Below are 21,946 nucleotides of genomic sequence, written 5' to 3'. Positions count from 1 at the left end.
ATCTCCTTATGTAAATAATTGTAACAAAACAGTTACAGCTATTATATCATTCTTTTGCTAGAATGCAAATATTATTTTCTAGAGCCAGGCTTTACTGCTGGGCTATCTTTTAAGTCATCAGGTAAATTATCTGGATCAAATGTATCGATTTGAACTTGTGTAGCTGAAATTAATTTTAAACCATTGATTTCATCTTTTCCAGACCTATTAACAATAGATGTAAGAGCCTTAACTTTCCCACCAAAACTTTCAATTACATCAACAGTTTCAAAAGAAGATTTTCCTGTTGTTACAACATCTTCAACAATAATAACATTCATTCCTTCTTTAATTTCAAATCCTCTTCTTAGAGTCATTATATTATCAACTCTTTCAGTAAATATTGCATTTACTCCCAAAGCTCTTGCAACCTCGTAGGCGATTATAATTCCACCCATTGCAGGGCCAACACATAAGTCAACTTTTATATCAGCTTCTTTTATTTTTTCTGCAATAATTTTTGCAACTTCTTCACAATAAACTGGGTTTTCAATTAATTTTGCACATTGTATATATTTTCTTGAATGTCTACCACTTGATAATAAAAAATGTCCTTCTAAAAGCGCATCTGATTTTTTTAATAATTCAATTGTTCTATCCATAACCTCTCCTAAATAATTTTTCTTATCTCTTCTAATGAATTTAAATTTTCTCTTTGCATGTATTTTTCTAAATCATCAACTATATTTATCATCGTATTAAAATCTACAAAATTGCTAGTTCCAACTTGTACTGCACTTGCTCCTGCCATTATAAATTCCAAACAATCCCTGTAATTTGAAATTCCACCCATACCGATTATTGGTAAATTTGTAGCATTACTTGCTTCATATACCATTCTTAAAGCAATTGGTTTAATACAAGGACCTGATAAACCTGCTGTTTTATTTTCAAAAACAGCTTTTTTATTATCGACATCAATTGCAAGAGCATTAAAAGTATTTACCAATGATATACAATCAGCTCCTGAATTTTCAGAAATTTTTACAAATTCTTTAATATCTCCAACATTTGGAGAAAGTTTTACCATCAAAACTTTTTTTGTAACTTCCCTTATCTTTTCTATAACTTCGCAAGCTTTTTTTGGATCTGTACCAAAAGCCATACCACCTTCTTTTACATTCGGGCATGAAATATTTAATTCAATTATTGGAACACTTGTTTTATCGAGCATGGATGCGCCCTTTACATAATCTTCGACACTATGTCCGCCAAGATTTGCAATAGTAACTGCATCTTTTGTTTCCAAAAAAGGTAATTCTTCTTTTATAAAATATTCTATTCCTGGATTTTGAAGGCCAATAGAATTCATAATTCCTGCAGCAGTTTCATAAATTCTTATTCCTTTGTTTCCCAAATTTTTATGTAGGGTTAATCCTTTTGAAGAAATTCCTCCAAGTTTATTTATATCGATATAATCTGCAAATTCTTTTCCAAAACCAAAAGTTCCACTTGCAGCTATGACTGGATTATTAAATTCAATTCCACAAATATTAACTTTTAAACTCATTAGAAAATCTCCTTTGAATCAAAAACTGGACCATCTTTGCAAACTCTAATAAAATCACCATGAACATTTTCTACAGTACAACCAAGACATGCACCAATTCCACAAGCCATATGAGCTTCCATTGAAATTTGAATCTCTGCATTATCATTTTTATTTGCCAAAGTTTTTAACATTTGATTTGGACCGCAAGCATAGATTACATCATATTTTTCTGTATCAATTTTATCAGTTATAAATATTTTATCTTTTCTATCAATAGTTACAGTTGTAGAATTTACATAATCTTTAAAATAATTTGTAAAATATTCTTCATCGCTAAATCCAGCATAAAAATCAGCTTTTAAATCAAGTGATTTTGCCAAGAATAAAAGAGGAGCAATCCCAATTCCTCCAGCTACTATTGCAGCTTTCTTCCCTTCTTTAATTTCAAATCCATTTCCCAAAGGACCAAGTAATTTCACTTTTGATCCTTCTTTTAAATCACTTAAAATTTTTGTTCCTACACCCTTTACTTGGTATAAAAAAGACATAGATCCATCATCTTGATCACATACACCAAAGGGCCTTGAAAGAAGTGGTGAATTTCTAAAGCTATCGCATCTAAGCATGAAAAATTGGCCAGGTTTTGCATTTAATTTTGTTTTTAACTTACAAAAATAAATATCATCTTTTATTTTTTTATTAAAAATTACAGAAGCTTCTCTATAAGATTCCATTATCTTGGATTTCCTTTCTAGTTTCTATACATTTTTCTCTAGCATAAAAACCTACCTTGTCATCTCCATCTTCAAAATTCAAATGATTTTTAAGAATTGACCTAGAAGAATTTACAACTCCTCCATTTAATGAATTTAATAATTTATAAACATTTAAAGAATCAGCTTTTTGTGCACCAAAGCCAGGAATCAAGAAAAACATATTCTTATATCTTTTTCTTATTTTTTCAACCTCTTCCTTGTGAGTTGCACCAACTACAAGGCCAATTGGACCGTAGCCTGAATCATCAATCAATTCATCATTTACTTCTTTTAATTTGTCTCCGATTGTATAAAATAATTCGCTATCATCTTTTAATTTTAGGCATTCAAAATCATTTGCTCCTGGATTTGAAGTTCTTAAAAGAACAAATACACCTTTATCCTTGTTTTTAATAAATTCAAGATATGGTGAAATTGAATCCATGCCCATATAAGGGTTTAGAGTCATAAAATCAGCTTCAAAATCTCCAGAAAAATGAGCTTTGGCATATTGGCTTGCACTTTGAGCTATATCTGATCTTTTTACATCGCCAATTGATAATAAATTATTATCTCTTAAATATTTTAAAGTATTTTTGTAAGCAAGCATGCCTTCTATGCCATAGGATTCGTAGTAGGCAATTTGAATTTTATAAATTGCACAAACATCTTTTGTATTATCAATAATTTCCTTATTAAAGTCATACAAACTTTTACTTATACTTTTATTTTCCTTCATTTTTTCTGGTATATAATCAAGTGAAGTATCAAGTCCTACACACACAAATCCATTTTCTTCAATTTTTTTATAAAGTCTTTCCATTAAGGTCATATTTTAAAATTCCTTTCTTATAAACTCTAACAATTTCACCTTGAAGTTTTTGATTTAAAAATAATGAATTTTTTGATTTTGACAATATATCTTCTTCTTTATATTCATATATTTTATCCAAATCTATTAGGGTAAAATCTGCCATATATCCTTCTTCTATTTTTCCTTTTTTAATTTCTAAAAGTTTTGAAGGATTAGTAGACATTAATCTTATTAAATCATTTAATGATATAATTCCAGTTTTTACCAAAGTCATATATGAAGTTGAAAAAGCAGTTTCAAGTCCAATAAATCCTGGTTTTCCTTCTTCTTTTTCTTTTTTTGTATGAGGAGCATGATCAGTTGCTATGCAATCAACATATCCTTTTTTTATCATATCCAACAAGGCATTTTTGTCTTTTTCTTTTCTTATTGGAGGATTTACTTTTAAATCATCCCTATCAGAAAAATAAATATGGTGTGGCGTTACTTCACAAGTAATATTTGCACCCAAATCTTTAAAAAATCTTATTGCTTCAATTGCTCCTTTTGTAGAAACATGAGAAAAATGAATTGGTACATCCATTTTATATGCTAGATATGCATCTCTTAAAGTCATCAAATCTTCTGCAATTTCATAATCATATTTTGAAATTTCTTTGCATTCTTCGTGTAGGGTAAATTTTAAATTATTTTCCTTAGCAATTTTTATTGCTTGATACATTGAAAAATCATCGTCTACTCCCTTACCATCATTTGACAAAAATAAAAGACCTTCTGGCAAATCATTTAAATGACTTAAATCATCAGTTTTGAAGTCTTTTGTTATTGAATAAACTTGTTTAATATCAATTAAATCTAAATCTTGTCCTCTTTGTATAATATCTTGGTAGACATCTTTACTTGATACAATTGGATTTGTGTTTGGCATCAAATTTACAGTTGTATATCCACCCTTAAGGGCAGCCATTGATCCAGTTTTCAAATCTTCCTTGTAGGTAAATCCAGGATCTCTAAAATGCGTATGCATGTCCACAAAAGAAGGAACCAAGACAAGACCATTACAGTCTATAATCTCAGTTTCCTCATCTTTTTCAAATTCTTTTGTTATTAATCCGTTTTCTACAAAGATGTCCCTTCTTGATATATTTACATCATCAACAGCAACAAGATTTGTAAAAAATTTCTTCATTATTCCTCCACATCATAAATGTGATCGCAATATGCACATTTGTACATTTTTTCTTCTCTATCAATTAAGATAAATTTGCTTTCAATATTTCTTTCAGTTGTAGATACGCAAGTTGGATTTTGACATTTTAAAATTCCCTTGCTTACTTCTGGTAATTCTAATTGTTTTTTCTCAACAACTTTTTCATCTTCTATGAAATTTACTGTTGCTTCAGGTGCTATAATTGCAACTGCATCAAGATTTATATCAAAATTATTTGCAATTTTAACTATATCTTTTCTTCCTTGAGAAGGAGAACTTGCATTTAATATTAAGGCAACTTCATCCTCAATTTCATCTAAGTGTAAAAGATTAAAAATTTTAATTCCTAATCCTCTTTTTATATGGTCTATTACAATTCCTTTTTTTAGTGATGTAATCTCAAGCATTATTTGCCTCCAATAATTTTATAATAAGTGCCATTCTTGCATACATTCCACATTTAACTTGTTTAAAATATAAAGCTCTTGGATCAGCATCCACATCTTTGTCAATTTCATTTACTCTTGGAAGCGGATGTAGGATTGCAAGATCTTTTTTAGCATTTGCTAATTTATCTCTTGTCAATACGTAAGAATCTTTTAATCTTGTGTATTGGTTATCTGAGAAAAATCTTTCTTTTTGAATTCTTGTCATGTATAAAATATCAAGATCGTCAAGAGAATTATCTAAAGATCTTTTTTCAACATATTCTATATTGTTTTTTTCAAAAACACTTTTTTTGATGTAGTTTGGTAATTTTAATTCCTCAGGAGAAATTAAAACATATTCGTTGTTATCAAACATGGTCATTACTTTTAAAAGTGAATGAACAGTTCTTCCGTATTTTAAATCTCCACAAATACCAATTTTAAGTACTTCTAATCTCTTTTTATATGTAGAAATTGTTAGGATATCTGTTAGAGTTTGTGTAGGATGTTGGTGTCCACCATCTCCAGCATTTATAATAGGACAGTCTGAAGTTTCTGATGATAATTTTGCAGCTCCTTCTTGAGGATGACGCATAGCAATTACATCAACATATTGACTTACTGTTCTAATTGTATCTTGTAGGCTTTCACCTTTAGATTGGCTTGAAGCTTTAGGATTTGAAAATCCTTCAACACTTCCTCCAAGTCTTAACATAGCTGATTCAAAAGAAAGTCTTGTTCTAGTAGAAGGCTCAAAAAAAAGAGTCCCTAATAGCTTTCCATTACAATAATTGGAAAACTTATCAGGACTCTTCATTATGTCTTCTGCTAAATCAATTATTTCAAGTAAATCATCTTTAAACAAATCTTCTGCACTTAATAAATTTTTAATCTTTAGCATTTGACACTCCTTTTTTTGTTTTTTTAATTATACCAAACGAATTTAGACTCGTCAATTATTATTTACGTTTTTCTATTAATTCGTTAATTGATTCACTTGTAACATTTTTTCTATCTATTTCAAATTCATCTAAAATTTCTTCCAATAAATTTACATTTGTAAATTCAATTTCCATATATGGATCTGGATAAACATTTTTTGACCAAATATCTATATCAAACCTTTGACCCTTATAAGAATAAGATATTCTTTTTTTATCTCCTACATATCTTTCAACTAAACCAATTTCTTCCAAAATTTTTATCATATTTGAGGTTGAATCTATTGTTGTGGTGTACTCATTATTTACTCTAATATTTTCCTTATTATCAACTGATTCTTTAAAAGTAAGCTCTGTGGCTAATCTTTTATCATTTAAAGTTTTTTCCCTAATTCTTAAATATCCATTAGGAAATTCTTTATCATTTTTTGGAGCAAAAGTGTGATTTGTTTGGATTTCTACTCCCAAAAATTCTGCGCCCTTATCTTTTAATTTTTCTTCCATTTCTTCAATATCAATATTTAATACCTTGATTTCTAATTCTCTATCCATTAACTTATCCTTTCTGGTATAAAACCAATATAATCTCCTGACACACATTTGATTCCTATATCATCTACTATACCCTCAAAAATTTGTTTATGTCCCGGGCCGTGTAAATGTCCATACAATAAATATTCTACTTGATAGTCCTTACAAATTCCAAAAAATTCATTTAATGACTTATCACTATTTAAAGGTGGATAATGTAGGATTACTATTTTTTTATTATTTTCCTTGTTAAAATCAAGTGAATTTTTAAGTCTTTGAAGTTCTCTTTTAAAAACTTTTTCATCGTGATCTGTAAATTCGTTGTTATCCCTACTAATCCATCCTCTGGTTCCACAAATATCATATCCTTCTACAAAAAAAGAATTATTTTGAAGAAATTTTATACTTTTTAAATCTAAATCATTTAATTTTTTTAAGGATGACCACCAATAATCATGATTTCCCTTCAATAGAATTTTTTCACCATTTAAATCATCAATTTTTTTAAGATCAATGTAAGCTTCTTCAATATTCATAGCCCAAGAAATATCTCCGACAATTAAAACTGTATCCTCATTTTTTACAATTTTATTCCAATTAGTAAATATTTTTTCTTGGTAATTTTTCCAAGCTTCACCGAATACTTCCATGGATTTTTTTTCTGTATAGTCAAGATGTAAATCTCCTATCGCATATATCATATTTGCTCCATATTTATAAAATTTATTTCAATACCTTCTCCATCAAAAACAGTTTTTTCTCTATTGTGGCAGGTAAAATATATTATTTGAAATTTTCTAGATAAATCTAATAAATTTAGTAAGGCCATTCTTAGCCTATTATTATCATAATTAATAAAAGCATCATCAAAAATCATAAATGAATTATCCAAGAAATTATTGGAAAGAGCGAATCTTAATGAAAAATTTACTTGATCAAAAAATCCAATAGACACCTTATCCATTCCAATTAATTCATTTTCTGATGTGATAATTACTGGCTCAAGCTCATCATCAAAGTCAATTTTTTTATATTTTCCCCTTGAAATTTGCCTAATAATTTGACTTATCAATAAAGACATTTGATTTTTATTATATGATAGGTCATCTTTGTTAGAATTTATTATATCAATTGCCATATTAGAAGCTCTAATTTCAATTTCTAAATCTAATATTTTTTCCTTTAGAATTTTTATATCATCAATAAGGTCAATTTCACTTGAAATAATATCTTCAACACTTGAGAGTTTCCTTTCTAAATTTAAGTTTTCGTCTATTAGTTTGTCATAAGCTGATTCATGAAATTTTATTTTATTTTCTATATCTACAATATCTAAATTACTATCTTTTAAATCAATAGTTTTCTCATATTTTTCTTGACTAGATAAAATATTTAATATTTCTAAAGTTTTATCTCTTTCAATTTTTAACTTTTCATAATCTTTATATGCATCTTTTGCTCTATCATAAGATGTTTTAGAATAAATAGAAATTTTAGAAAATTCATTATTTATTTTAATATTTAAGTCATTTATTTTTTCTTTTTCATTGATGTCTTTATTTTTATTATTAAAATAAAAAAATAATAAAATTGGAATTATTAAAAAAATCATATAATATCTTTTACTTAAAAGTCCTAAAAGAAGAAATAAAATTGAAAATATTATAGGAAAAAAATAAGTTTTCTTATCCTTATTTTGATAAAAGTTTGCTTTTTCTTCCAGTAATTTATCAACTTTGTCAAAATAAAAATCATTAATATCCTCAAAACTTTTATATTTTTCCAATTTTTTTTCAATAATTTTTAAAGAATCTTTTCTGGATTTTTCTTCTATATAATTTGAATTTGCCCTGTACTTTCTAAAATTATCCCTAGATTCTTTTAAACTTTCTAAATTTTTCTTTATTTCATTTATTTTTTTTCTTTGCTCTTTTAATTTTATTATATCTAGATTATATTTTTTTCTTATTTCTTTTATTTTTTCTACTTCTTTTCTTTTTTCTTCTAGAAGCTTTATATTTTTTGCATAAGGTTTAGTATAGGCTCTTGGACTTCCGATTGTTTCAAGATTTTTTTCTATATTTGAAATAGCCTTAAGTTTCGAAAAAACCAAATCCTTTGATGGATTTTTCAAAAAATCTATTATTACTTTTTTTGAGTCCCTATCAAGTTTTTGAACTTGGTAGTTGGATAAGATATTTTTGTATAAGCTATAATTTAATTTTAAAAAATACTCTCCTGGATAATTCAAATTAGATTTTTTTGATGAGATTTCAGTATTTTTTTCTAAATTATAAATCTTATATGATCCATCATCAAAATTTCTATCTATCCTAAAATCACAACCTTCAAAAGATAAAATCATACTTCCTGAATATTTGAAAGAACCTATAGGTTTGTATTTTTCTTTTTTGTAGGAAAATCTAATTTTTTTATCTCCCTCATCAAAACCATAAAAAATTCCCTCAATAAAATCAGATATTGTCGATTTACCACTTTCATTATCTCCATAAATAAGGTTGAATTTTTCTTTAAAGCTAATTGATTTATTTTGAAATTTACCAAAAGATGTCATATTTAATTTTTTAATAAAAATATTATTCATCCTTACTCCTTAAAATCGCATCAAAACCAATCTCTAAAGCCCTTTTATTTATTGGACCATCCATATCTAAATTATCAAAATGCTTATAAAAATCTCCAAGTATGGTAGAATCATAAACAAAAGCTAAATTTTTGTAATAATTTTGATTTTTTATAAGATTAACCTTTAAATAAGACAAATTTAGATTATCCTTTAATATTTTTTCATTTAAAGGAAATTTATCATAATTTGATAAATTAATAGTTAAAAAATTATATTTTTTTACTAATTTTTCTCCTAAATATTTTTTAAAATCTTCGAAATTTTTGAAATCATTTAAATCAAGATCAAAAGCATTAAAAGATATTTGAGATGAATTTATGAATTTAACCCCATTTTCATCAATGAAATTATAACCAAAATCCCCCTTATCTTTAAAACTCATAGGCTCAATACTTCCTACATAAAAAATTTTATCAGAAAATTTTTCTTTTTTGTGAATATGACCAAGGCCAATATAATCAAAACCCATATTCGAAATTTTTTCCAAATCAAGATTCATATAGTTTGTATTATTTTGGTTAAACACTCCATGGCCTATAAAAATATTGTAATAATCATGATTTAAGCTTAGATTATAGTTAAATCTTTTATCAAATATCCTATCCTTATAAGAAATCCCATAAATTCTTACATTTTTATGCTCGAAAAATTCAATTATTTCACTTGGGAAAATATGGAGATTATTTGGTTTATCAGAAAAAAATATTTCATTTTTTCCATCAATAAAATCATGATTTCCACAAAGATAATAAACATCTTTTGAAAAATCTTTTATTATTTCAAATAATTTTTGATAATCTTTTAAAGTAAAAAAATCTCTTTCAAAAAGATCTCCAGAAATAAGCAAAAAATCCTTGTCCTTATTTTCCTTTAAAATTTTTTCAAAACTATCCCATTTTATTTTTCTAATAAGCTTACTATTAGATGAGTCAAAATCAAGCTTGTCTGATAAATGAATATCAGAAATATGAATAAAATTCATATCAAATTCACACACTCTATCATTTTTTTATCATCACTTAGATCAAAAACTGTAAGAGATCCATTATCTATCCAAAAGTTTTTAAAATTTCCTAAATCTTTTAAAACTGTAAAAAGTGATGACCTTATTGCAATTCCATGACTTATACACAAAATACTTCCATCAAATGAAGATTTTTCTTCCATAAAATCATTGACTCTTTTTATCAAATCTTCTATACTTTCTCCATTTGGATATTTAGTTGAATAAGGATTTTTCTTTAATTTTTCATAAAAATCCTTATATATTTCTCTAGTTTCTAAAACTTTTTGCCCCTTAAAATCACCAAAATCTAATTCATTAATTCTTTCATCTTCAATAAATTCATCAAAGCCCAAATATTTTGCGGTTTCTTGGCTTCTTATAAGTTTTGATGTATAAACTTTATCTATTTTATATTTTTCCAAATTTTTTTTACTCTTGTCTAAATCAATATAGGCATTTTTTGAAATTCTAGTTTGTGGAGTAGAAAATCTAAAATCCTTGTTTGATTCAGTAAGTCCATGTCTTAAAAATATTATTTTCATATAATCACCTATTTTATTATAACATATAAAAAAAGCAGGCTCGAATGCTTTTTATTCGCCTGCTTTCATTGCTTCCGCCATATTTATTTTTTTCAATTTAAAATGAACTATTATCATTATTAAAAATGATGTAAATAAAGTTATAAAGGCTGAAATTATATATGATGATAAATGAGTCTTGTGAGAAATATAAATTCCATCAGGAGCAACAACATTTAAAACATATACTAACATAAGATAACCTAAAATATATCCAAGAATTATCCCCAATATTGTCAATATATAAGTTTCCCTATAAATATAGGCTGTAGTTTCTCTAGGGAAAAATCCTAAAACTTTTGTCGTTGCAAGTTCTTTTTTTCTTTCGCTTACATTTATATTTGTCAAATTATATAAAACTACAACAGCAAGAATCATCGATACCAGGGTAATTATTCCAATTACCAAATTTAAATTCGCCATCAAAACATCCATAGTTTCATAAAATTTATTTGGTTCAACAAGAGTAAGACTTGCCTTATTATTTAAAATTTTATCCCTAGTTTTATTCTTTGCCCTAACAAGATCGGCATTTACTATAAATTTTTTAGAAAAGATTTTTTCATAAGCATCTTTTGACATATAAATATAATCATCTATATAATTTTCAGCAACTCCCTTTACACCAACTTTTACATTTTCATTATCAGTTTCAAATTTTAAGTCATTTTCTAAATTTATTTTATTAGCTAAATTTTTACTAATTATTATATTTTTTCCATCAAGTTTAATTTTTTTCTTATTTTTATCCCTGATTTTAATAAAATTATCAACTTTAGAAGGATTTTCAAAGACCATTAAATTTACTTTCATATTTCCATTTTCACTATCTACATCAGCCTTTTGATAAAGAATTTTCATAGACTCCGAATTTTTTAAAATACTTTCGTAAGAATTTTTGTCCTTTTTATCTGCATTTTTATCAAAAATAGAAATAAAATCGTATTGGGTTATATCTTGTCTTTGAAGCTTTGATGTATCTTTTACAGAATCAGTCATTGCAAAACCAAAAAATAAAAGTGCAGTACATCCACCAATGCCAAATATTGTCATAAGCATTCTTGACTTATACCTAAACAAATTTCTAAAGGTAATTTTTGTCATAAAAGAAAGCCTGATCCATATAAATTTAATTTTTTCAAGAAATATTCTTGATCCTTTTTTTGGAGGTTTTGTCCTTAATAAATCTGCAGTTTGCTCTTTAACCTCGCTTATACTTGTTAAATAAACAGTAATTGAAATTAAAAAAACTGATAAGAAAATTGTAAATAAAATAATCATGCTTGAATTTATATAAGAAAGTGATAAAACATCAAATCCCGAAGAGTAAGCCTTAAAAATAACCTTACAAATTATATATTTTCCTAAAATAGCACCAATAATTGAGCCAAAAATTGTAGGAATCAAAGCATAAATAAAAAATTTCCTTCCAATATCAAAATTACTATAGCCTAAAGCTTTCAAGGTTCCATTTTGAATCCTTTGCTCTTCAATATATCTTTTTATTGTAGTAAGAGAAACTAAAAGGGCAATAAAATAGAAAAATGTAGGAAAAACTTTTGATAATTCATCCATATTTAAACTATTTTTATAATAAGTATCTATAGATTTATTTAAAAATATTGTCTCGATTTCATAGCTTGGATCTACAAGATTAACCAAATTTTCACGTGCCTTTTTGATTTTTTCATATCCGTCATCAATATCCTTTTTGGCTTTACTTGCATTTTTTTCATATTCTTTATTTGCCTTATCTAACTCTTTTTGATTTTCTAAAAGTTTATTGAAAGCTTGGTCAAGTTTTTCTCTTCCATTTATTTTTTCTTCATTTAATTTTCTTATCCCATTATTATAAGAAACTAAGCCTTCATTTAATTTTTTTTCGTTTTGATCAAGATCTTTTTTTGCATCATCTAACTTATTAGATCCATTGGTTTTTTCTTGGTCAAATTTCTTTTTAGATTCTTTATAAATTGCATTTTTTTCATCCAAACTTGCTTTTGCCTTATTTAATTTTTCCAAATTTTCATTTATAGGCGCCATAGCTTGGTCATAGGCCTTATCAATCTTGTTTTTTGTAAAAGAATATTCTTGATTTAAACTTTCAAGCGATTTTTCACTTTCTATGATTTTTTCTTGTAAATCTTTTTTTTCTTTATCTAGCTTTTCTAGTTGTTTTTTTAAAGCTTGAATTTCATCTTCATTATTTGAGCTTTGATTTGATAAACTTTCTAATTTAATATTTAAATTTTCAATTTTAGAATCAATTTCTTTTACTTTATTTTTATTACTTAATAGATTAGAATTTTCTTTACTTGTTTTTCCTTCTAAATCTTTTACCATAGCTTTTTTATCAGCAAAGGACTTATCAATTAAATCTTTGCTTGAATTGATTTTTTCATAATTTTTATTTATTTCATCATTGGCTTGGTCAAGTTTAGTCTTAGATTCTTTTAATTTTCCTTCGTTTTCATTGATTTTTTCATTAAATGTTTCTAAATTTTTACTATAAAGATTTTTTCCATCATTTAATTTTTTAAGTCCATTATCAATTTGATTTTTTGATTGGACTAATTTATTTTCTCCATCTCTAATTTTAATATTAAAATCACTTTCAGCCTTATTATAATCATTAAGACCCTTAATTAATTTTTCATTTGCATCAATAAGCTTATCTTTTTCTTCTTTTAATTCTTTTTCTCCATCTGATAATTTTTTTTCTTTTTCATCTAGTTTAGCATTTGCCTCATCTCTTGTTTTTTTCAAAACTTGGCTTGGACGATTTTTAAAATCTTTTCTTAAATTTTCTCTTTTTTCTTTTACATAAGCCTTATAGTCATTAGAAAGTTTATCCATATTTCTTGTTTTTTTATAAGAAATATCAACTTGACTAAAATCATCGCTTTTAAAATTTTCCTTATCTATGTAAGCAAAGGCAAAAACCATCTCCTTACCTTTTATGGAAACGTCTCTTAAATCATCCATCAAATATTCAGAAGAATTTGCAAATCCAACAACCTTGTACTTTTTATTTTTTAATAAATCACCTATTTTTTCATCATCAATAGTCTTAAAACTAATATAATCTCCAATTTTATAGTCTTTTTTTAATAGCTCATCAAGGATTATTTCATTGGAATTTTTGATTGTTCTTCCCTTTTTTATGTTTAATTTTCTAAGATTTTCGTCGTAGGATTTAACAGAAATTAATTTATCTTTGGCAAAAAGGTCCAGATTTTTTTTATAGGAAACTTTATCAATATCCTCATCTTTTTCAATTATTAGCCTATCTTCATTTTTTATCCCATAACTTGCCCTAACAATAATATCAGGGTGCTTGTTTTTATTTAAAGTTTTATTTAGGGTTTTTCTCATTGATGGCCCTGTCAAAAAAAGGGCGACAACAACCATAGAAGCAAGACCAATCATAACAAAAATCGAAAATATCTTGCCCTTAGTATTTTTAATATCCCTAAATATCGACTTATAATAATTATTTTTTTTCATTTTACCACTCTATATTTTCAACATTTTCTGGATTTTCGTTTTTATAAGAATTTACAATCATTCCATCTTTTAATTCGAAAACCTTATCCGCAATATCTTTTATTGCACCATTGTGAGTTATTATAATTACAGTTGTATTTAGGTTTTTGGCAGTATCTTGAAGTAATTTCAAAATTGATTTTCCAGTTTTATAATCTAGGGCTCCTGTCGGCTCATCGCACAACAAAAGTTTTGGATTTTTGGCTATAGCTCTAGCTATGGCAACTCTTTGTTGCTCTCCACCTGAAAGTTGAGATGGGAAGGAATCTTTTCTATTTGAAAGGCCAACTTCATCAAGTGCCACATTTGCATCCAAATTATTTTTTGCAATTTCACTAGCAAGTTCTACATTTTCAATACTAGTTAAATTCGGAATTAAATTATAAAATTGAAAAACAAAACCTACATCATCTCTCCTATACCTTGTAAGGTCTTTTTCCTTCATTTTTGATAGGTTCTTTTTATCAACAATAATTTCACCATCACTCAAGGTGTCCATTCCACCAATCAAATTTAAAAGGGTAGTTTTACCAGCACCACTTGCTCCAACAATTATAACAAGCTCACCTTGGTCGATTGATAGGTTTATGTCCTTATTAGCTATAATTTTGTTTTTACCAACTGTAAAATATTTATAAACATTTTTTAATTCTATATATGCCATAATATCAATAATTTTTGAGTGCTCTTTCTATTTTTCTGTCTGCATCATTTTTCTTTATCGTTTCTCTTTTATCATAGATTTTTTTACCTTTTGCAAGAGCAATTTCCGCCTTTATCAAGCCTTCTTTTAGGTAAATTTTATTTACTATCATTGTATAGCCTGCTTGAGAAACTTTTCCAATTAATTTATCAATTTCTTTTTTATGGAGTAAAAGTTTCCTAGTTCTAATTGGGTCAATATTTTTTTCGTAAGATTGTTTATAAGGGGTAACATTCATGTTATAAATAAATAATTCTCCCTTATAATCTCCAACGTGAGATTCTTTTATTGAAACTTTACCTTCCCTAATACTTTTTACTTCATTTCCCTTTAATTCAATTCCAGCCTCATATTTTTCTTCTAAAAAATAATCGTGCCTTGCTTTTTTATTATTTGCCAGTATTTTCAAATAACCCCTCCATCAAATCAAAATCTATATTTCTTTTCTCAAGATCAACATTTTTAACTTCTATTAAAACTTTTTGACCTATCTTATATCTTTTATTATTGTCAGTATTTACACAAGTCAGCTTATTTTCAATATATTCAAAATGATTATTAGAAAATTTATACATAAAACACCCTTCAACGGTATTTTCAAGCTCAACAAATATACCAAAATCTGTAATTGATGAAATTATACCTTCAAATTTTTCACCAATAAATTTTTTCATATATTTACACTTATATAAATCCTCCACATCTCTTTCGCATTCTTCACTATTTCTTTCTGTTATAGATAAGTGCTCAGCATTTTTTGCTAATTTTTTCTCCATTGATGCTTGGTTAATAGTTCCAAGCTTATTATCAACAAAATCTTTTACAAGCCTGTGCACTATTAGGTCAGGATATCTTCTTATAGGAGCTGTAAAATGGGTGTAATATTTAGTTGCTAGTCCAAAGTGGATGTCCCTATAATTTACATATTTTGCCTTGGTCATAGTCCTTAGCATTAACATATTTACTATACTTTCATCATCTTTTCCTGAAACTTCTTTTAATATTTCTTGAAAATCTTTTGGATGAAGTTCTTTTCCTCTTATATTATAACCTAGTGTATTTAAAATATTTTTGAAAGATTCAACCTTTTCATCTTTTGGTTTTTCGTGAATTCTATAAAGTGAAGGAAAATCCATAAAGGCAAATAAACTTGCTATAGTTTCATTTGAAATAAGCATAAATTCCTCAATCATTTTATTTCCAGGACCTCTTTCAAGAGTTGAAATATTTAAGACGTCACCATCATCACTGACATCAATCTGACTTTCTGTAAAATTAAAATCAATAGATCCTCTTTTTTCTCTTTTTATTTTCAAAATTTTATATAATTCATCAAACAAGTTCAATTTTTCTAATAAAATTTCATCTTCATATGATTTCTCTTTGCCTTCAAGATAGTCATTGACATCATCATAAACTAGCCTATAGTTTGATTTTATTATAGATTTATATATTTTATAATCAACTACCTTGCCCAAGTCATTAATTTTCATTTTTAAACTAAGGGCAAGCCTATTTTCATTTGGGTTTAAAGAACATATTCCGTTTGAAAGCTCTTCTGGAAGCATAGGTAAAACTAGATTATAAAGATAAGTCGAATTACCTCTTTCGTAAGCTTCCTTATCAATTGCACTTTTTTCTTTTACATAATGGCTTACATCTGCTATATGAACATATAAAATATAATTTTCGTCGTCTTTTTCTATTGAAATTGCGTCATCAAAATCTTTGGAATCTCTACCATCAATTGTAACAGTGAATAAATCTCTTAAATCTTTTCTATCTTTAACTTTTTCTAAATCCACATTTTTTTCTATAAAAACAGCTTCTTTTTTTGTTTTTTTTGAAAAAACATCTTTTAGTCCATGAGATCTTATTATAGAATATAAATCTATATTCGAATCATTCTTGTTTCCTAAAACTTCAATAATTTTTCCTTCAGGCGATCCATTTTTTGGATATTTTATAATTTCTACAACGACCTTATCATTGGTTTTAGCTTTTTTAGAATATTTTTCATCCACATATATATCTGTGGAAAAGCTATCATTATCACTTATTACAAAGCCAAATCCCTTGTTTTTTTGATAAAGACCTACAATTTTATTTGCACTTCTTTCAATAATTTCTACAACTTTTCCCTCAGCATTTTTCCCATATTCCTTATTTTTTATAATTTTAATCTTAACCCTATCTTTGTTGTTTGCAGAATTAAGATTTTTTTGAGAAATAAAAACATCCTTGTAGTCTTTATTATCTGAAATAAAAAATCCATAACCGCCTTGAGCAAGAGAAATTTCTCCAATTAAAGATTTATCTTCAATATTTAAGGGATGAATTTTCTTTTTTGAGCTAATTTTTATTTCATTATCCTTAGCCATATTCTTTATTATTTTTTTTACATCTTTTTTTATATACTTATCACAATCCAAATACTTTAGCATTTCTTTTATAGTCATCGGTTTGTAATTTTCATCGTTTACAATATTTAAAATTAAATCATTAAAATTCATCTTTTCTCCTATTAAAAAAGAGGCTAGTAAAAGCCTTCTTAATTTGATTTACAAATTAAAAATCCTTACTAAACCCCTTAGCTTATTGCAAGTAGTATTGTACTTAATAAAAATAGGACAACTCCTGCAAAAATTACAACTTTATCTAACATTTCATTTTTTGATCTATGAGCGCTTCTACCAAATACGTTTGTTTCTTGGCCAGCTAGTGTTCCAAGTCCATCAGTTTTTGGTTCTTGTAAGGTTACAGCTATAACCAAAACTACAGAAGCTATCATCAATAATACTGATAATACTGTTGTCATCTGACACCTCCGTTTTCATACTATTTAATAATATCACAAAAAATTAAATATTACAATTAAAAAGAGGGGCTTTGTATTATTTTACCCCTCTATTGTTAATTATAATATTATTTTTTAATATTATAGAATGCTTTTAGGCCTTTAAATTGAGCTGTATCAAATAATTCATCTTCAATTCTTAGAAGTTGATTGTATTTAGCTACCCTATCAGTTCTTGATGGAGCACCAGTTTTGATTTGTCCAGCATTTACAGCTACAACTAAGTCTGAAATTGTTGTATCTTCTGTTTCACCAGATCTGTGAGAAACAACTGCAGTATATCCTGCTTCTTTTGCCATTTCAATAGCGTTTAATGTTTCTGTTAATGAACCGATTTGATTTACCTTTATAAGAATTGAGTTAGCAACTCCTTCTTTAATTCCTTTTTCAAGTTTTTTAGTATTTGTTACGAATAAATCATCACCTACTAATTGAACTTTTTTACCAAGTCTTTGTGTAAGTTTTGCCCATCCTTCCCAGTCATTTTCATCAAGACCGTCTTCAATAGAAATAATTGGATATTTTCCTACTAATTCTTCTAACCAATCAATCATTTCATCTTCTGTTTTAACTGTTCCTTCTCCATCTAAATGATATTTTCCATCTTCTTTGTTGTAAAATTCACTTGATGCACAGTCCATAGCTATATAAACGTCTTTTCCTGGTTCATATCCTGCTTCTTTTATTGCTTCACAAATAATTTCTAGAGCTTCTTCATTTGATTTTAAGTTTGGAGCAAATCCACCTTCATCACCTACAGATGTATTGTAGCCTTTGTTTGAAAGAACTTTTTTAAGGCTGTGGAATACTTCTGCACCCATTTGTAGAGCGTGTGAAAAACTTTCTGCACCTAGTGGGAAAATCATAAATTCTTGAATATCTACAGAGTTATCAGCATGTTCTCCACCATTTAAGATATTCATCATTGGTGTTGGAAGAAGTTTTGCATTTGTTCCTCCAATATAATTATATAGTGAAACGCCTTGTTCATCAGCTGCAGCTTTTGCTACTGCTAGAGAAACACCTAAAATTGCATTTGCACCTAATTTTGCTTTATTTTCTGTTCCATCAAGTTCAATCATTGCTCTATCAATACCAACTTGATCTGAAACATCATAGGTGAATTCTAATTCTTCAGCTATAATTTCATTTACATTATCAACTGCTTTAAGAACTGATTTTCCTAAATAATAATCTTTGTCTCCATCTCTTAATTCAACAGCTTCCCATTCACCTGTTGATGCACCTGATGGTACACTTGCTCTACCAAAACCACCGTCTTCTGTTACAACTTCAACTTCTACTGTTGGATTTCCTCTTGAATCTAAAATTTGTCTAGCATATACACTTGTTATTAAGCTCATAAAATCTCCTTATATTTTTATTTTTTGTGATTAATTAATTGTTCAAAGTCACTTGCTTTAAGGCTTGCTCCGCCTATTAGTCCACCGTCAATATTTTCTTTTGCTAATAATTCTTTTACATTAGCTGGTTTCATTGATCCACCATATTGAATTCTAATTTTTTCTGCACAATTTTCACAGAAAGCTTCTTTTATATAGTTTCTAATAAAAGCACACATATCATCAGCATCTTCTGCTGAAGCTGTTTTTCCTGTTCCTATAGCCCAGATTGGTTCATAAGCAATTATAACTTTTGTTATATCTGATCCTTCAATTCCCTTAAGATCTTTTTTAAGTTGATCTTTTACTTTTTCTTCTTGTTTGTTAGCTTCTCTTTCTTCTAAAGTTTCACCAACACAAAGAATTGGAACTATATCATGCTCAAGTGCTGAAAGAACTTTTTTATTGATTAATTCATCATCTTCATTAAAATATTCACGTCTTTCAGAATGGCCCAAGATTACATAATCAGCTTTTATGTCATTTAACATTTTTGGAGAAATTTCTCCAGTAAAAGCTCCACTTTCTTCAAAGTACATGTTTTGAGCACCAAAATTAATATCTGAATCTTTTAAAATTTCACTTGCAAGTAAAAGATCTATTGCTGGTACACAAACACCTTTTTCTACACTCTTATCAAGGTCAAGTTCTACTAATTCTTCTAGCAAAGATTTAGCTTCGCTAGGAGTCATGTTCATTTTCCAATTTCCTAGTATTACAGGTGTACGCATTTCTACTCCTTATTTTTCATCTATACAATCAATTCCTGGTAGAGTTTTTCCTTCTAAAAATTCAAGACTTGCTCCACCACCTGTTGATACATGAGTTATTTTATCCTTATATCCTGCTTCTTCAATAGCAAGAGCACTATCTCCTCCGCCTACAATTGTTGTAGCTGAAGATTCTGCTAAAGCTTTTGCAACTTCGTTTGTTCCATTAGCAAATACTTTTATTTCAAATACTCCCATAGGTCCATTCCATACAACAGTTTTAGCGTCTTTAATAATATCTGCATATTCTTTTGCTGTTTTTGGTCCAATATCTAGTGCTTCTTTATCTTTTGGAATATCATCAATATCTACTATTTCAGTTTCAGCATCTTCTTTAATGTCATCTGCTATTACTACATCTTTTGGTAAGAGAATTTTTACATTGTTAGCTTCAGCTTTTTTGATTAATTCTAAAGATAAATCCATCTTATCTTCTTCAAGTAGAGATTTTCCTATTTCTTTTCCTTGAGCTTTAAGGAAAGTATATGCCATTCCTCCACCGATTAAAATATAATCAACTTTTGAAATTAAGTTTTCAATTACACCAATTTTATCTGAAACTTTTGCACCACCTAGGATTGAAACAAATGGTTTTTCTGGATTTTCTAGAGCCTTGCCCATAATTTCAATTTCTTTTTCAATCAAAAATCCTACGGCACTTTCAAGATTACTTGCTACACCAACGTTTGATGCGTGAGCTCTATGGCTTGTTCCAAATGCATCATTTACAAATAAATCAGCTAGTGATGATAATTCTTTTGCAAATTCTGGATCATTTTTTGTTTCGCCTTTTACATATCTTGTATTTTCAAGTAAGGCAAGATTTCCATTTTCAAGTTTTTCTACTTCTTCTTTTACTTTTTCATCAACCACTGTATCTGATGGTAAAAAGTGGAATTTTTCTCCATAATGATTTTCTAACCATTTAGCTACTGGTTTTAAAGAAAATTCCGGATTTGGCTCTCCTTTTGGTCTTCCCAAATGGCTCATCAAAATTACTTTTGCATTATTTTCTAATAGGTAGTCAATTGTTGGAAGGGCAGCCTTTATTCTTGTATCATCAGAAATTGTATTATTTCCATCTTTTGATAAAGGAACGTTAAAGTCTACTCTTACTAAAACTTTTTTTCCGTCTACATTTAAGTCTTTTACAGTTTTTTTATTCATAATTCTCCTCTAAAAAAAGGCGAGAAAATATCTCGCCTGTTCAACTCTTAAAGATTTGCTAAGTAATCAAGTGTTCTAACTAGGTTAGATACATATCCCATTTCATTGTCATACCATGCAACAGTTTTAACAACTTGTGTTCCGTTTGCTCCTTCAACTATTTTTGTAAGTTGTGAGTCAAATACTGATCCTGCTGGGTATCCAATTATATCGCTTGATACAACATCGTCTTCTGTATAAGCAAATGCATCTGATGAGTATTTTTTCATTGCTGCGTTAACTTCTTCTACAGTTACTTTCTTTTCAAGTACTGAATAAAGTTCTGTAATTGATCCTGTGATTGTTGGAACTCTTAATGCAGATCCATCGATTTTTCCTTCAACTTCTGGAAGTACTTTTCCTACTGCTTTTGCAGCTCCAGTTGATGCTGGGATTGTATTTTGTGCTGCAGCTCTTCCGCCTCTTAAATCTTTTTTAGAAGCTGGTGTATCTTGGATAGCTTGTGTTGCTGTATAAGCGTGGATTGTTGACATTTGTCCTGAAACAAATCCAAATTCATTTTTCAATACATTAACCATTGGTGCCAAGCAGTTTGTTGTACAGCTTGCTCCAGAAACTACTGTTTCTGATCCATCAAGGATTTCGTGGTTTACACCAAATACGATTGTTTTTAAGTCACCTTTTCCAGGTGCAGAAATTAGAACTTTTTTAGCTCCAGCTTTGATGTGTGCTTCAGCTTTTTCTTTTTCTGTAAAAAATCCTGTACATTCAAGTACTATATCAACACCTAATTCTTTCCAAGGGAGATCTTCTGGATTTCTTTCAGCAAATACTTTTATATCTTTGCCATTTATTTTAAATCCATCATCTGTTAATTCAGCATCGCCGTTGAATCTTCCTTGAGCTGTATCATATTTAAATGCATACAATAAACCTTTTTTATCAATAAGGTCATTGATTGCTACTACTTCAATATTTTCTTCTACTTCAGAAATTCTTCTTAGTGTTAGACGTCCTATTCTTCCAAATCCATTAATAGCTACTTTTGTTGTCATT

At 27.7% G+C, this 21,946-nt stretch carries 21 protein-coding genes; all 21 read right to left on the bottom strand.

The window, feature by feature from the left end; genetic code table 11:
* Positions 1–71 precede the first annotated feature (71 nt).
* Positions 72–641 (bottom strand): orotate phosphoribosyltransferase, encoded by a 570-nt coding sequence (pyrE, locus tag BN2087_RS06235; protein ID WP_049690966.1) that lies wholly within the window; start codon positions 639–641, stop codon positions 72–74.
* Between the two features lie 8 nt (positions 642–649).
* Positions 650–1,549, bottom strand: coding sequence for a dihydroorotate dehydrogenase (locus BN2087_RS06230; RefSeq protein ID WP_049690965.1), 900 nt, complete (start codon positions 1,547–1,549; stop codon positions 650–652).
* Positions 1,549–2,265: a dihydroorotate dehydrogenase electron transfer subunit gene (locus BN2087_RS06225; protein ID WP_049690964.1), complete on the bottom strand. Its 717-nt coding sequence runs from the start codon at positions 2,263–2,265 to the stop codon at positions 1,549–1,551. Before BN2087_RS06225 ends, BN2087_RS06230 begins: the two co-directional genes overlap by 1 nt.
* A complete protein-coding gene (gene pyrF, locus BN2087_RS06220) occupies positions 2,252–3,118 on the bottom strand; it encodes an orotidine-5'-phosphate decarboxylase (RefSeq protein ID WP_049690963.1) in 867 nt (288 codons plus the stop codon). Before pyrF ends, BN2087_RS06225 begins: the two co-directional genes overlap by 14 nt.
* Positions 3,093–4,289 (bottom strand): dihydroorotase, encoded by a 1,197-nt coding sequence (locus tag BN2087_RS06215; protein ID WP_049690962.1) that lies wholly within the window; start codon positions 4,287–4,289, stop codon positions 3,093–3,095. The genes pyrF and BN2087_RS06215 overlap by 26 nt, the downstream gene beginning before the upstream one ends.
* On the bottom strand, positions 4,289–4,717 hold the full coding sequence (locus BN2087_RS06210; protein WP_049690961.1) for an aspartate carbamoyltransferase regulatory subunit: 429 nt from the start codon (positions 4,715–4,717) through the stop codon (positions 4,289–4,291). The genes BN2087_RS06215 and BN2087_RS06210 overlap by 1 nt, the downstream gene beginning before the upstream one ends.
* The gene (pyrB, locus tag BN2087_RS06205; protein ID WP_049690960.1) at positions 4,710–5,639 is read right to left on the bottom strand and encodes an aspartate carbamoyltransferase; all 930 of its coding nucleotides are present in this window, start codon (positions 5,637–5,639) and stop codon (positions 4,710–4,712) included. The genes BN2087_RS06210 and pyrB overlap by 8 nt, the downstream gene beginning before the upstream one ends.
* Positions 5,640–5,697: 58 nt before the next feature.
* Complete coding sequence (locus BN2087_RS06200; protein WP_049690959.1) at positions 5,698–6,231, bottom strand: class IV adenylate cyclase; 534 nt, start codon at positions 6,229–6,231, stop codon at positions 5,698–5,700.
* Entirely contained in the window at positions 6,231–6,911 is a 681-nt protein-coding gene (locus BN2087_RS06195; RefSeq protein WP_049690958.1) for a metallophosphoesterase, read from the bottom strand. The genes BN2087_RS06200 and BN2087_RS06195 overlap by 1 nt, the downstream gene beginning before the upstream one ends.
* Positions 6,908–8,815 carry an ATP-binding protein gene (locus tag BN2087_RS06190; RefSeq protein ID WP_049690957.1) on the bottom strand — a complete coding sequence of 636 codons (1,908 nt, stop codon included), beginning with the start codon at positions 8,813–8,815 and terminating at the stop codon, positions 6,908–6,910. Before BN2087_RS06190 ends, BN2087_RS06195 begins: the two co-directional genes overlap by 4 nt.
* Positions 8,808–9,839, bottom strand: coding sequence for a metallophosphoesterase family protein (locus BN2087_RS06185; RefSeq protein ID WP_049690956.1), 1,032 nt, complete (start codon positions 9,837–9,839; stop codon positions 8,808–8,810). The genes BN2087_RS06190 and BN2087_RS06185 overlap by 8 nt, the downstream gene beginning before the upstream one ends.
* Entirely contained in the window at positions 9,836–10,405 is a 570-nt protein-coding gene (locus BN2087_RS06180) for a histidine phosphatase family protein (protein ID WP_049690955.1), read from the bottom strand. The genes BN2087_RS06185 and BN2087_RS06180 overlap by 4 nt, the downstream gene beginning before the upstream one ends.
* A 51-nt stretch (positions 10,406–10,456) precedes the next feature.
* Positions 10,457–13,951, bottom strand: a complete 3,495-nt coding sequence (locus tag BN2087_RS06175) for an FtsX-like permease family protein (RefSeq protein ID WP_049690954.1) — start codon at positions 13,949–13,951, stop codon at positions 10,457–10,459.
* A gap of 1 nt (position 13,952) precedes the next feature.
* Positions 13,953–14,654: an ABC transporter ATP-binding protein gene (locus tag BN2087_RS06170; RefSeq protein ID WP_049690953.1), complete on the bottom strand. Its 702-nt coding sequence runs from the start codon at positions 14,652–14,654 to the stop codon at positions 13,953–13,955.
* A 4-nt stretch (positions 14,655–14,658) separates the two neighbouring features.
* Positions 14,659–15,102: an SsrA-binding protein SmpB gene (smpB, locus tag BN2087_RS06165; RefSeq protein WP_049690952.1), complete on the bottom strand. Its 444-nt coding sequence runs from the start codon at positions 15,100–15,102 to the stop codon at positions 14,659–14,661.
* Positions 15,083–17,206: a ribonuclease R gene (rnr, locus tag BN2087_RS06160; protein WP_049690951.1), complete on the bottom strand. Its 2,124-nt coding sequence runs from the start codon at positions 17,204–17,206 to the stop codon at positions 15,083–15,085. The genes smpB and rnr overlap by 20 nt, the downstream gene beginning before the upstream one ends.
* 77 nt (positions 17,207–17,283) lie before the next feature.
* On the bottom strand, positions 17,284–17,511 hold the full coding sequence (gene secG / locus BN2087_RS06155) for a preprotein translocase subunit SecG (protein WP_004816836.1): 228 nt from the start codon (positions 17,509–17,511) through the stop codon (positions 17,284–17,286).
* A 107-nt stretch (positions 17,512–17,618) separates the two neighbouring features.
* Positions 17,619–18,914: a phosphopyruvate hydratase gene (eno, locus tag BN2087_RS06150; RefSeq protein ID WP_049690950.1), complete on the bottom strand. Its 1,296-nt coding sequence runs from the start codon at positions 18,912–18,914 to the stop codon at positions 17,619–17,621.
* A 17-nt stretch (positions 18,915–18,931) separates the two neighbouring features.
* Positions 18,932–19,684, bottom strand: coding sequence for a triose-phosphate isomerase (gene tpiA / locus BN2087_RS06145; RefSeq protein ID WP_049690949.1), 753 nt, complete (start codon positions 19,682–19,684; stop codon positions 18,932–18,934).
* A 9-nt stretch (positions 19,685–19,693) separates the two neighbouring features.
* Positions 19,694–20,890, bottom strand: a complete 1,197-nt coding sequence (locus BN2087_RS06140; RefSeq protein ID WP_049690948.1) for a phosphoglycerate kinase — start codon at positions 20,888–20,890, stop codon at positions 19,694–19,696.
* A 47-nt stretch (positions 20,891–20,937) separates the two neighbouring features.
* The gene (gene gap / locus BN2087_RS06135) at positions 20,938–21,945 is read right to left on the bottom strand and encodes a type I glyceraldehyde-3-phosphate dehydrogenase (RefSeq protein WP_049690947.1); all 1,008 of its coding nucleotides are present in this window, start codon (positions 21,943–21,945) and stop codon (positions 20,938–20,940) included.
* Position 21,946 lies beyond the last annotated feature (1 nt).

Origin of the sequence: Anaerococcus jeddahensis, from assembly GCF_001182725.1 — a bacterium.
Classification (GTDB): domain Bacteria; phylum Bacillota; class Clostridia; order Tissierellales; family Peptoniphilaceae; genus Anaerococcus; species Anaerococcus jeddahensis.
The sequence above is the reverse complement of the archived record's forward strand: the minus strand, read 5'-3'. Positions and strand labels throughout refer to the sequence as shown.